At 66.1% G+C, this 12,968-nt stretch carries 12 protein-coding genes; all 12 read right to left on the bottom strand.

Going from position 1 to position 12,968, the window contains the following annotated elements; all coding sequences use genetic code 11:
• Positions 1-38: 38 nt before the first annotated feature.
• The 12 genes from FV560_RS13425 to FV560_RS13370 all read right to left on the bottom strand — a co-directional run bounded on the left by FV560_RS13425 (position 39) and on the right by FV560_RS13370 (position 12,960).
• The gene (locus FV560_RS13425) at positions 39-764 is read right to left on the bottom strand and encodes a hypothetical protein (protein WP_159622058.1); all 726 of its coding nucleotides are present in this window, start codon (positions 762-764) and stop codon (positions 39-41) included.
• Between the two features lie 33 nt (positions 765-797).
• Entirely contained in the window at positions 798-1,286 is a 489-nt protein-coding gene (locus FV560_RS13420) for an RbsD/FucU domain-containing protein (protein WP_159622057.1), read from the bottom strand.
• A 43-nt stretch (positions 1,287-1,329) separates the two neighbouring features.
• The gene (locus FV560_RS13415) at positions 1,330-1,737 is read right to left on the bottom strand and encodes a GlcG/HbpS family heme-binding protein (RefSeq protein WP_159622056.1); all 408 of its coding nucleotides are present in this window, start codon (positions 1,735-1,737) and stop codon (positions 1,330-1,332) included.
• Positions 1,738-1,885: 148 nt separating this feature from the next.
• Entirely contained in the window at positions 1,886-3,211 is a 1,326-nt protein-coding gene (locus FV560_RS13410) for a four-carbon acid sugar kinase family protein (protein WP_159622055.1), read from the bottom strand.
• Between the two features lie 90 nt (positions 3,212-3,301).
• On the bottom strand, positions 3,302-4,318 hold the full coding sequence (locus tag FV560_RS13405) for an aldo/keto reductase (RefSeq protein WP_159622054.1): 1,017 nt from the start codon (positions 4,316-4,318) through the stop codon (positions 3,302-3,304).
• A 67-nt stretch (positions 4,319-4,385) separates the two neighbouring features.
• On the bottom strand, positions 4,386-5,402 hold the full coding sequence (locus tag FV560_RS13400; protein WP_159622053.1) for an ABC transporter ATP-binding protein: 1,017 nt from the start codon (positions 5,400-5,402) through the stop codon (positions 4,386-4,388).
• Entirely contained in the window at positions 5,399-6,403 is a 1,005-nt protein-coding gene (locus FV560_RS13395; protein ID WP_159622052.1) for an ABC transporter ATP-binding protein, read from the bottom strand. The genes FV560_RS13400 and FV560_RS13395 overlap by 4 nt, the downstream gene beginning before the upstream one ends.
• Before the next feature lie 2 nt (positions 6,404-6,405).
• Positions 6,406-7,353, bottom strand: coding sequence for an ABC transporter permease (locus tag FV560_RS13390; protein ID WP_159622051.1), 948 nt, complete (start codon positions 7,351-7,353; stop codon positions 6,406-6,408).
• A gap of 13 nt (positions 7,354-7,366) precedes the next feature.
• Positions 7,367-8,398 (bottom strand): ABC transporter permease, encoded by a 1,032-nt coding sequence (locus FV560_RS13385; RefSeq protein WP_159622050.1) that lies wholly within the window; start codon positions 8,396-8,398, stop codon positions 7,367-7,369.
• A 93-nt stretch (positions 8,399-8,491) separates the two neighbouring features.
• A complete protein-coding gene (locus tag FV560_RS13380; RefSeq protein WP_159622049.1) occupies positions 8,492-10,165 on the bottom strand; it encodes an ABC transporter substrate-binding protein in 1,674 nt (557 codons plus the stop codon).
• A gap of 400 nt (positions 10,166-10,565) precedes the next feature.
• Positions 10,566-12,140 carry a cation:proton antiporter family protein gene (locus FV560_RS13375; RefSeq protein WP_159622048.1) on the bottom strand — a complete coding sequence of 525 codons (1,575 nt, stop codon included), beginning with the start codon at positions 12,138-12,140 and terminating at the stop codon, positions 10,566-10,568.
• A 178-nt stretch (positions 12,141-12,318) separates the two neighbouring features.
• Positions 12,319-12,960 (bottom strand): TetR/AcrR family transcriptional regulator, encoded by a 642-nt coding sequence (locus FV560_RS13370; protein WP_159622047.1) that lies wholly within the window; start codon positions 12,958-12,960, stop codon positions 12,319-12,321.
• Positions 12,961-12,968: the final 8 nt, after the last annotated feature.

The raw sequence follows: 12,968 nt of genomic DNA, 5'->3' as shown, positions 1-12,968 counted from the left end.
CGTGTACTCGTCTCGTGGATGCGCCGAAGGCCAGTGGTTCAGGGGGCGGGTGCCCGGTCCCCGTCGGTCCCGACCGCGAAGTAGTCGTACTCGCGTACGCCCTCGGTCCGTTGACCGGTGATTCCTACCCAGCCCTGGCGACCGACATGATCGGGCTCGGTCCGGATGATGTCGTGCCGCCACTGTTGCGGCTCCGGCGTACCGTCGGACCACACCGTGAACCGGACGGCGATGAAGCCGCCCTCGTTGCGCGCCTGGAGCCGCATCCAGTTCCACTCCCCCGCCTGCCAGGGGTAGTACTCCTCCACACGGGGACGCCCGATGCCGTGAGGGCGTGCGGGACCGCGCTGCGCCTCCTGGGCGGGGTCATAGGTGCCGAAGAACACGGTCTGACGCATCTCTTGGCGCGGAGCCTCGAACGGCGCCTCGTCCCGCAGATGCCCGCAGAAGAGCTCGAGGGATACGCCCTCTTCGGTGTCCCGCTGCTGTGCGCCGTCGGCGCGGCACAGGATCCCGAACCGGGAGTCGGCGCTGCTGGAACGCAACCGGGCGAGCACCTCGACCTCGTCACTGCCGGGAACTGCGGTCCATCGCCAGGCGCGGCGGTTGTGCACCTCGATCTCGTGCTGGAGTGCCTTGCCGCCCAGTGCGCCCTCGACCTCCGCCACCTCGAAGCGCTGTTCGGCCGGCACCCAGGCGTTCACCCAGTCGTGCGGCGCGCGCCCCGTCTCGTACTCACTGAAATCCGTTGCGAACTGAGCCATCGTTCGTCCTCTCCCTCGTTGCCGGTCTCTCGATCACCGGACTCCGTCGTTGCCGTGCTCCCGGTTCAGCCGCAGCCGCTCGTCCCACTCCTGCGGGGGCTCGGCACCGGTGGAGGACATCCACTCGGCCACCGGGATCCCGGACCACAATGCGACGTTGCCCCACGGGGTCCACGCACCGGAGCGCACGACCCACTTGGCGGTGTTGTCGACGGCGTGGTGGAACCAGTCGTTCGGCATCGTGGTGCTCTCGGCATCGGGGAAGATCTCACTCACCCCGTTGACCACGTTGGGGTTGCGCCCCTCGGCGATGAAGGCGAACTTCTCGACCCACAGGTCCTGACGGATCGCCCGCAGCACCGTGAAGATGTCGGGTACGTCCGGGGCCAGCGCGAGATCGATGGTTCGCTCGTCGTCACGCTTGAAGGGCATGCCGGCGTCGGTGACGATCAGCAGATCGTCGTGGCCCATCGTGGCGAGGGCGTAGGACAACTTGTCGTGGATGACTCCGCGTCGCTTCATGGTCGTGCTCTCCGTTCGTCGCTTCCGTCGGTCTCGTGTCCGGTCAGCCGATGACGGCGCTGATCGCCGACTGCACGACGTCCATGTCCTCGAGGTACGTCCCGCCGCTCGCTCCCAGCCCGCCGATGAGCTCGCCTTCGACGTGGATCGGGAATCCGCCCCCGAAGATCGTCACGCGTTCGACCGCCGACGGGACGCCATACAGGTGCGAGGGGTTGTCCTTGATGCCCTCGTACCACTCATGCGTAGGAATTCCCTTCAGCACAGCGGTGTAGGCCTTGTCCTGCGCGACCTGCACGCCGACGAGGGGGCAGGAGTCCAAGCGCCGGAAGTTCTTCAGGGTTCCGGCGACATCCACCAGGGCGATCGAGAATCGACCCCCGAGCTCTTCACCGCGTGCGCTTGCCACGTCCATCAACTCGTTCGCGAGCTCGTTGCTCACCGTGCTCATCCGAAGGACCTTGTTCACGTGTGCAGACACCTCTCCGTGTCGGTCGTGGTGGTGACGAACTGTGCGACATCGCGCTCATCCGGACTGGCCGGAGAACCGGATCCATCACCCTTGTAGCAAATACTCTACCAGTGAGCATCTGCTCACGCTAGTGTTGTTCCGGCACGCTGAGAGCTCCGACGACGTCAGCGAGGGAGCGCTCGTCGCCTACATTCCCGGGGAACACCACGAGCACCTGGGAGCCCGCACCACCGGTGTCGACGCGCCAGGCCGACACGCCAGGGACGACCTGCCCGAGCACGGTGCCGCGCTCGAGTTCCAAGGCACGGGTCGCCACCTCGTGGGAGGTGATTCCGCCCTTGGTGACCAGGAAGTCCGGCTCGCTCCGTACGCGACGCACGAGCTCCACAAGTGCGCCCGAGACAATCTCGCCGAGTTCGAGTGCCCCCTGTCCCGGCGCGGGCGGCACCACCTCCCGGCTGGTGTAGACCACGGCGTGGCGGCCGGCCCGCACCGCAGCGACGATCCGGCCCGCGGCCTCACGCTGGGCAACCGCCGCCCGCTCACCACGCGCAACCACCTCCGGAACGTCCAACTCGATCCCTACGCAGTCCTCACGCTGGAGCAACGTGGTGAGCTGCGCCGTCGAGAGCGGCACGTGCGAACCGCACACCACCAGACCACCCCGGCCACGACGCGTGAGGCCGAGGTCTGCCACAGTGACCGGTTCACGCCGGGAAATCCCGGCGCGTGCGCGGACGAACGAGGCTCCCGTGCGGTAGAGCACCTCCTGGCCCTCCCGTTCCACGATCCGCACGGCGTCCGCGATCACTTCCAGATCGCCATCGTCGACGGCGTTGGCCACCACCACCGATCCGGCAGCACCCGCCAGCATCGTCGCGAGCGCCTCCGGTCCGCCCGTGCGCACCTGCTGCAGCGGGAGTGAGATCACGTCCTCGGCGAGGATCTGACCACCTGACTTCTCCGCCACCCACTCCGGCAGCCGGGAGGAGTGGAATCCGAAGGAGTCATCGCGCGCATAGGGGGTCTGCCCGACGGGGACCAGGCTCTGCCCCTCACGCACCCAGTGCACGTCGTCGAACGTCCAGCGCCCGCCGTCTACGAAGCACGGCACCAGCAGCACGGTGGGCAAGGGGCCCGCTCCAGCGATCGCGCGCACGTCCGCGGGGAAGTGCCCACGCAGCGTCGAGTCCGACCTGCTGGCGAAGCGCGCCTGTAGACCCAGCGCGTGGCAGACCTGACGGACCGTGCTGGCGATCTGCGCCAGCCGTGCCACCGCGGCGTGCTCAGGAAGGGCGCGGGCGTTGCTCAGCAGGAAGACCGTCTGCGACGCCGTCAGGGCAGCGGTGATGGTTGGTTCGTCGAACCGGCCGACCACCTGCACTCCGTGGACGGCCTGGCTTCCGGTGGGGTCGTCGTCGATGACGATCAGGCGCTCGTCGAGCTCCAGCATTCGGCGAGGACGCCGCTCCGGCTGGGATCGCCGCACGGGGGCCTGAACCATCGGGATCGGTACTGGATCGGAGCCTGAAGGGGCCATCGATCAGGCTGCCTCGTCCGGCAGCACGGCCTCCTCGTGCACGAGCCCCGAGGCGCGGATATCGGCCCACAGCTGTGCCGGGATGTGGTGGTTGAGCATCCGGACGTTCTCCTCGATCTCGACGGCCGCCCGTACCCCGGTCAGCACGGCGGTGATCGCGGGGTGCGCGAGCGGGAACTGGATCGCCGCCGCCATCAGCGGCACATCGTGCCGGTCGCAGATGGCGGCGAGCGCCTGCGCACGGTCGATCAGCGGCGTCGGTGCCGCTTCGTAGTTGAAGCGCGCACCGACCTCGGGCCGCACGAGGAGTCCGCTGTTGTACACGCCACCGAGCATGATCGCGGTGTTGGTCTGCTGGGTCGCCTCGAACAGCGTGGTCGACAGCGCCGCCTGGTCGAGCAACGAGTACCTGCCCGCGAGCAGCACCAGATCCAGATCAGCCTCGCGCACGAACCGCTCGAGCAGATCGGCCTGGTTGATCCCGATCCCGACGCTTCCGATCACTCCCTCGGAGCGCAGCTGCACCAGCGCCGGGATGGCGCCGTTGATCGCTTCCTCGAAGAAGTCGTCCGGGTCATGCACGTTGACGTGGTCGATCCGATCGAGTCCGAGCCGCTCCAGGCTCTGTTCGATCGAGCGGCGAACACCATCGCCGGAGTAGTCATACTCCACATTCAGGGCCGGTACGTCCCGGAAGAACGGCTCGCCGTCGACGAACTGTTCGGCCTTGGGCTCGACATCGGCTCGCAGCATCTTGCCCACCTTGGTGGACAGCACGAACTCCTCCCGCGGCTTGTCTGCCAGCATCCGACCGAAGCGTCGCTCCGAGGTCCCGTACCCGTAGAACGGCGACGTGTCGTACAACCGGACGCCTAGGTCCCACGCGCGCTCCAAAGCTGCCCGCGCGTCATCCTCGCCAATCGGGGCGAACATGTTCCCCAGCGGTCCGCCGCCAAGTCCCAGCCTCGTGGCAGACAGCCCCGAACTCCCCAGGATCACCTGCTGTTGCTGTCGTTGCATTGCGTTCCTCATCAGGTTCGTTGACGTGCTGGCCGGCGTGTGGCAACGGTGTGCGCTCCCCGCACCCTCAGGCCGATGCCACTTCTCGTTCGGTGGCCAGGGTGTCCAGATCCACGACGGCGCCCGGTTCCTGCAACCAGCAGGCGACAGTTCCGCCGTCCTCCTGCTCGACATCGATGAGCGCGGGCTCCTGCACGCGGCACTTGTCCATCACGAACGGGCAGCGGGTGTTGAACCTGCACCCGGAGGGCGGGTTCGCCGGGTCGGGAACCTCTCCCTCGAGCGACTCGGGGAAGCTGTCCCGACCGATCCGCGGTACCGAGCGCATCAGGGCGCGCGCGTACGGGTGGCGGGGTTCGAACCAGATCTGCTCGGGCCGTCCCAGCTCGACGATCTTGCCCAGGTACATCACCGCGATCCGGTCACAGATCTCACCGATCACGGCGAGGTCGTGGGAGATGAACAGCAGGCCGATGTCGAGCTTCTTGACCAGGCCCACGAGCAGGTCCGCGATCTGTGCCTGCGCGGAGGCGTCGAGGGAGGAGATGGCTTCGTCGGCCACCAGCACCTCGGGATCTGCGGCCAAGGCGCGCGCGATGCACGCGCGCTGCTTCTGACCACCGCTGAACTGGTGCGGATAGGCACGGTGGGCGTTCTTGGGCAGTCCCACCATGTCGAGGAGCTCGCGAACTCGTTCCTCGTGCTTGGCCTGCGGCAGATCGGTGGCGAACTTCAGTGCATCCGCCACCTGCGATCCGATCGAACGGCGCGGGTTCAGCGAGGATGCCGGCTCCTGGAACACCATTTGCAAGTTCCGCTGGTTCTTGGGCCGCTTCCCGATGCGGGAGATGGGGGTCACGCGCGCACCTCGGTAGAGCACCTCGCCTGCCGCGGGACGCTCGATGCCGACCACCGCCTTCGCGACCGTCGACTTGCCGCACCCGGACTCTCCGACGAGCCCGACGATCTCTCCTCGACCGACCTGCAACGAGACGCCGGCGACCGCACGCACGCGGGCTCGTCCCTTCGTCCGGTACTCGACCTCGAGGTCATTGACGACCAACGCCATGCTGTCACTGTTCATCGTGCAGCCGCCTTTCTCACATCGTCCACGGAGAAGAAGGGATCCACCAGGCAGGCGCTTCGCCTGCCCTCGCCTCGGTACTCGACCGGTGGAACGGTCACCGCGCACCGGTCCTCGGCCCACGGGCAGCGCGGGTGGAATGCGCACCCGGCGGGTCGGTTGCGCGGCGTGGCAGGCTCGCCGGCGATGGCCCGCATGTTCCGGGCCCTCCCACCGTCGCGTGCTGGCCCGGCGGGAAGGGAGCCGACGAGCTGCTCGGTGTAGGGGTGGCGCGGCGACTGCAGCACCTGCGTGGCCGGCCCGCTCTCGACCACCCGGCCGGCGTACATGACGGTCAGGTCGTCCGCCATCGCATTCATCACGCCGAGGTCGTGGGTGATGATCATGACGCCGAGGTCACGCTCGACGCACAGCCGCTTGATCAAGCGAAGCACACCGGCCTGCACCGTGACATCGAGAGCCGTGGTGGGTTCGTCGGCGATCAGCACCTTCGGATCCCCCACGAGCGCCATTGCGATGGCAATACGCTGGCGCATACCACCGGAGAACTGGTGAGGATAGGCTTTCATCGCCCAGTCGGGATCAGGGATACGCACCTCCCGCAGCAGCTCGCGGGCCCGTTTGTCCGCCTTCCGGCTGTCCTGGCCGGATCGGCCGGCGTGCTCGGTGAGCTGCTTACCGATCTGGATCTGCGGGTGGAGCGAGTTCAGCGGGTCCTGGAAGATCATGCTGATCTCGCGGCCGCGGATCGCCGCGAACGGCTCACCTCCGTCACCGATGAGCCTTCCCTCCAGCCGAATCTCGCCTTCGTAGACGAACTTCTCGCCGAGGATCCCTATCAGGGACTGTGCTGAGATCGACTTCCCGCTGCCGCTCTCACCAGCGATGCCGAGCACTGAGCCAGCACGCACCTGCAGATCGACGCCATCGACGACCAGGATGGGCCTTGCGGCTCCGGCCACCCAGATCTTGAGATCCTTGACTTCGAGGAGGTTGTCCACGGTCACTCCTTCACCTGCTTCGAGACCTGGGGGTCAACTGTGTCGCGCAACGTGTCGCCGATCAGGTTGAAGGCGAGCACCACTGTCAGGATTGCCAGCCCAGGGAACGTGGCGACCCACCAGCGGTCGAGGATGGCCGCGCCGTCGGACACCATCCGCCCCCACTCAGGTGTGGGTTCCTGTGCACCAAGCCCCAGGAAACTCAGAGCTGCGAGCAGCAGGATCCGCTGACTGATCTCAATCATCGCCACCACCACGACGGAACCGATGAGGTTCGGGCCGAAGTCGACGACAAGCGTCCGCGACGAGCTTGCTCCCAGCAGCCGTGAGGCCGTCACGTAGTCGCGCGAACGGATGGAGAGCACGAGGCTCCTCACGATGCGCGTCATCGGAGGCCAGGCCACGATGATGATCGCGATGACGGCGTTCTCCAGTCCCGGCCCGATCGCGGCCGCCACGATCATCGCCAACACGATCGAGGGCAGCGCGAGGAAGATGTCAGTGATCCGCATGAGGACCTCGTCCACCCACCCCCCGGCATAGGCCGCGATCGAGCCGACCACCAGGGCGATGGCGGTCGAGACGGCCACGATGATCACGGCATAGGGCACGGTGATCCGGACACCGTGAATGATGCGGCTGAGCACGTCGCGTCCGAGGGAGTCGGTGCCCATGAGATGGTCGCCGCCGGGCGGGAGGAATCTCGCAGCGTCTTGTGCGAGCGGGTCGTAGGGAGCGATCCACGGTGCAAAGACACCGGCGACCAACCACAGGCCGAGGATGATGACACCCGCGACCGCGAGAGGCTGCTTCCAGAAGCCGCGTCCTGCGATGCGCACCTGCTTGTCGAGGTGTGCCCGAAGGTCTTCGGCGGATGGCAGCGTCGGCTCACTGCCCACGGCGGGCGCACGGCCCTCTCTGGACAGGCGCGACAACAAAGGAACACTCATTTCTGCCACCGTTCTAGCTCACTCGGATACGCGGGTCGATCACGCCGTAGAGAATGTCTGTCACGAAACTGATCCCGACATAGATCACAGCTACGACAAGGCCAATACCGATCATTCCTGGCATATCCAAGAATACGGCGCTACGGAACATCATCTGCCCGATTCCTGGGAAGTTGAAGATCTCCTCCACCAGCACGGCACCTGCCAACACGGCACCGAACATGATGCCGATCACGGTGACGATGGGGACGAACGCCGCCCGGAGCACGTGGGCGAAGAGGATCCGCACCGACGTCAGACCTTTCGCACGCGCGGTGCGGACGTAGTCCTCATTCAGCACTTCGAGAACGGCGGACCGGGTGAAGCGGGTAATGAGCGTCATCGTAAACACCGCAAGTACGGCTCCAGGGATGAGCAGGTGCATGAAGGCGTCAGCGAACGTCCCCAACTGCCCGGCGAGGAGCGCATCGATCGTGTACATTCCGGTGGCCGTCGGCGGCGGGGCCACCCCCGGGGAGAGCCTGCCGATTCCAGGGAACATCTGCAGTTTGAAACTGAACACGTAGAGCGCGACGAGTGCGAGCCAGAACAGCGGAACGGAAATGCCTGTGACCGTCACAACGCGGATGAGCTGATCGGCCAGCTTGCCGCGCTGCAGTGCCGAGAGCGTACCGAGGAATATGCCGAGGATCGCCGAGATGAGTCCAGCGAGGATTCCCAGCTCCAAGGAGGCCGGGACCGCTCGTGCGAGCTCGTCCGCTACTGGCCCGCGGGTACGCATCGAGATTCCGAAGTCACCCTGCACGAGGTTGGTCATATGCAGGTAGTACTGCTCGGGCACGGGCCGGTCTAGACCGAACCGTTCGATCATTGCCTGACGTGCCACCGGATCGGCGGCTGCTTCCTCTCCGAGCATCACCGAAATGACGTCACCCGGGACCAACCGGGCGGCGAGGAACATGATCGTGGCCACTCCCCACAGGAGGAAGACCGAGATGCCTAACCGTTTGATGACGAACAGCCAGAAGGAGCTTCGTACGCCCATGTATCGATCACTACTTTCGTCTCGAGGCGCCAGTGCCTGCCAATCGATCGGGTGTGACCGGCAAGGAGGCGCCGGCCACACCCGAGGCGATCGTCAGCCGATGGCCGCACCGGTGTAGGTCGGGATGTCGATGGCCCACAGCGGGTGGTAGTCCGTGATCTCCGGCAGATCTGGCTGCGCCACCACGCTGGCGGTGCCCACGATCAGCGGAATGAACGGCGAGACCTCGTTCATGCAACGCTGCCAGTCCTCGTACAGCGGAACCGCGTCATCCATGGAGGCCGAGTTCTGTCCGTCCACACCGAGGGCTGCGCACTCGGTCTGTCCGGGCAGCGGCTCGTGGACGGCTCCGGATTGGTCGGCCGCCTGCCATCCGCCGCGATAGCTCTCACCCGACTGCGAGGTTCCACCGCTCGGGTTCATCGTCCCGACGTAGGTGTAGGGGTGGGGCGAGCGCATCGAGTTGGGCACGATGAACACCTCGATCTGGCCGCTGTTTCGCAGATCGGCCACGACAGCGTCGGGCTGCTCGACGATCTCAGCGTTGATCCCGATGTCTTGCCACATCTGAGCAATCCGGCTGCCGACCTCGACGGCGTTGACCCCGTCGCGATCGAACGCCTGCAGGGTAAGGGTGACAGTCTCCCCGTCGAGACCGGCGTCCTCGATGATCGAGCGGGCACCGTCGACATCGAACTCGATACATCCCTCGTCGCCCTCTTGGAGGCCGGATGCAACCGTGGGCAGGATGAAGCCGCAGTGGCGCTGCGCTCCGTCACCGCCCAGTTCAGCGAGCGCCTCCCAGTCGATGGCCATCCGGGCGGCTTCACGGAAGTCCGCCGAGCTGGTCACTGTCGAAACGGAGTCATCGAGATTGAACACGAGGACCCAGGCATTGGTACCCGGTGATGTTGCCACTTGCAGCTCGGTCTCGCCGAGGGCGGCGATCTCTTCCTGCCCCAGGTCGACCACGATGTCAGAGTCACCGCTGGAGACGTTGAGGCGCTGCACTGCCGGTTCGGCGTCGCGCAGCACGATCTGCTCGTAGGCGGGCTCGTTCCCCCACCACTGTTCGTTCCGCGTCATCACCAGTTCCGACCCGGCCTCATAGCGCTCGAGCTGGTATGGGCCGCTACCGACCGAGTTGCTCGACAGGTAGATGCCTGCGTCATCGGTGCTCGCAGCAGACTCATCCGCTGTGCCACCGTTCGCAGCCAGTTCCTCGGAGTCAAGGATGGCCGCGTTCGAACTCGTGAGGATGAACGGTACGGCCACATTGGTCACCTCGGACTCCACGACCACGGTGTAGTCGCCATCAGCTCGCACCGACAGACCGTCCATGAGGTAGGACGCGCGATCACCGACGTTCTTGAGGCGATTGAGCGACCACACCACATCCTCGGACGTGAGGTCGTTTCCGGTCGAGAAGGTCACGTCGTCTCGCAGCTGGAAGGTCCACTCGGTGGCATCGTCGTTGGACGACCACTCTGTGGCCAGCCACGGCTGGGGTTCGGACAGGTCTGCTGTGGGGAACGTGACCAATGTGTCGTACATGGCACGGAACATGGTGCGGTCCGACGGTGCAGCCGCGCGGTGCGGGTCTACTGACGCCTCCTGCCCGTCGAAGAGCAGATCGATGATGATCTGATCCTGACCACCCGACTGGTCATCGCCGCCGTTTCCTTCGCCGTCGCCGCACGCGGCGGTCAGCACGAGTGCTGCCGTAGCTGCCGCGGCAGCAGCAATCCTTCGATGAGGCACTCCCATGTGCTTCTTCCTCTCGTACGAGAGAGCCGTACTACCCGGGGGCTCGCCCCGGGGCCACCTCTCTGTGGACAATCTCCGCGAGATACACATCGTGGGCACTTGCTCACGTGGTGTGCATATGCTCGCTGTTGATCATGCCCCTGTCCTACATGGGTGTCAAGACACCGTCGGTGGGCACCGGCGCCAGGCAGTCGTCTCCGGGGCGCGCCTGCAGCGACGATGTCGTCGATGAGACGGCAGCGGCAGCCTCCACTCGATCGACCACACGGGAACTGTCGACGCACGGCGCGGTGCGCGCTCTGAGCCTCGTCCCACTCCCGCGCGGGCACCACTCCGAAGTCGCCCCTCGCGCGCTCCTCACCAAGACCCCGGCGACAGCGCGGCCGAGACCGGGCGTTCGTCAGGAGTTCCGGGGCGGTACCACTTGATCGGCGAGCGCCACACCCGCGCCGGCGTAGACGTTGATCACTGCCTCCACGCCCTCCTCCCGCAGGTGCTCCACCTGCTCGGGGTACTGGGCCACGGCGGCGAGCTTGCCGGTGAATCCGGCTGCCCGTACCTGGTCGAGCGCGAAGGTATTCGAATCGTGAATCGGCATGGCCAGCACCACGGTCTCGACGAAGCCGCCCGAGCAGATGCGCTGCCAGAACTCCAGGTCCGTGGCGTCACCCTCGACGATGTCGTAGCCCTGATCCCGCAGGCGGGTGACGACGCCGTGATCGTTATCGACGCCGAGAACCTGCAGATCGGCATTCTCCCGCAGGCGAGCGTAGGTGGAGCGCCCCACACGGCCCATCCCGAGGACCACGGCGTGATGGCCGTCGGTGTTGATCGGCCGGTCGGCGAGCCTGAGCCTGGTGGGGTCCTGCGCCGGCATCCGGGCGGCGATCCGGCCCGCCAGATGTGCGCCGCGGCCGTTGAGCAGCGAGGAGACCACCATGCTCACCGCCACGGCGAGCGCCACGATCGTCAGCCAGCGGTCAGTGAGCATGCCGCTGCTGACCCCCACCGCAGTCACGATGATGGAGAACTCGGAGAAGTTGCCGAGCACAAGTCCCACCCGCATCGCCGTACGGTTGCGCAGCCCGAACGCTCGGGCCAGAACGGCGAACATGGCGATCGTGATCGGGACGAGCACGATGCACAGCACCACCGCCACGGCCAGATCCGACCATGAGGGTCCCGCCCCCATGCCGATGGTGAGGAAGAAGCCGACGAGGAACAGCTCCTTGATGCTGAACAACGCCTTCGACAGATCGATGGCACGCGGGTGGCTGGCGAGCAGCAGACCGACCACCAGGGCGCCCAGGTCGCCCTTGATGCCGACGGCCTCGAATAGGTAGTAGCCCGGCCCGAGGGCCAGAACGATCCCGAACAGGATCAGCAGCTCACCGCGGCCGACGTGCTCAAGGATCCGGCGCAGCAGCCACGCGGCCGGGATCAGGAGCACGAGTCCCAGTGCCCACAAGCTCGGCGGTTCGTCGTTGGTGGCGGTGATGAAGATGACCGCTGCGAGATCCTGGATGACGAGGATCGCGATCGCGGTCTGCCCATAGAAGGATCCGTCGTCTGAGCGCTCCTCCAGGACCTTCACGCACAACACGGTGGAGGAGAAGGATAGCGCGAACCCGATCAGCGCAAGGGTCTGCCAGCTCCCGGCCTGCACGGCACCGACCACGGCGAGCAACCCCAGCGTTCCCGCGCCGATGAGGATGCTGAAGACCATGTGGATCAGACCGGTCCCGAACGCTTCCCGGCGCAAGATGGTGCGCACGTCGAACTTCAGGCCGATGGTGAACAGCAGCAACGTCACGCCCAGATCGGCCAGCTCCGGTAGTCCCGGGAAAGGATCCACCTGCATCCCACCGAGCAGGAAGCCCGCCGCTAGAAATCCTACCAATGGGGGCACCCGCACCAGATGAGCTCCTACGCCCAGCACAGTCGCGGCGAGAAGCGTCAGGACGAGGTCGGGCATGCGGCGGTCCTTCCGTCGGTCACGGCTCCCGTCGACAGCGGGTGACGATCCCAGCGATCGTACCGGCACCGCACAACCCGTCCATCGCAGGGTCTGCATTCCTGCCCGCTCGGAGGCCGGGGCATGATTCGCGGCCTACCTTCCTTTCGGCCGGCGACATGCCTATCCGATCCGGCGCTCACGTATCTCGCCCACCGACAGATCGGTTCACCGGTCTGCGCCGCGTGCGCTGACCAGGTCGCGAGATGGCCTCCAGGCTGGGAGTCAAGAGGGCCAGGAGCCGATCGGGGCGCTCTGACCGAAGCGGCTCGACGCCGATCACGTAGCGACCGAAGATCAGGCCGATGATGATCGTGATCGTCGCTGTGGCTCGCTCACGCGCCGCGGCACTCCCGCCAAAATATTCAACGAGCGGTCCAACGATCTCTCGTTCGAGGTACTCCCGGAAGGCATGCAGCACTTCCGGGTGCTGCATTCCGGTAGCCACCAGCTGAGTCAGCGTCCCTTGCACCTCGGGCGTTTCCCATGCCCGGATGACGAGGACGGCAAGCCGCTCCGGCACACCCTCCGGGTCACCGTCGATCGCCTCCTCCAGTACCGAGGACGGGCCAAGCGAGAGGGCCATCGCGCGAGCGAACAGCAGCTTCTTCGATCCGAAGTGGTAGGAGACCAATGCTGGATCACAGCCTGCTCGGCCCGCGATCATCCGCACCGTTGCACCGTTGTAGCCGTGCGCTGAGAAGAGCTCTCGGGCGGCTTCCAGGAGCCGGTCGCGGCCGTCGTCGGAACCAGATCGGGGGCGACCTCGAGTTTTATTCATCAGCGTTG

Origin of the sequence: Ruania rhizosphaerae, from assembly GCF_009805705.1 — a bacterium.
Taxonomy (GTDB): Bacteria; Actinomycetota; Actinomycetes; order Actinomycetales; family Beutenbergiaceae; genus Ruania; species Ruania rhizosphaerae.
Note: the sequence above shows the minus strand (reverse complement) of the source record. Positions and strands in the feature narration are given on the sequence as shown.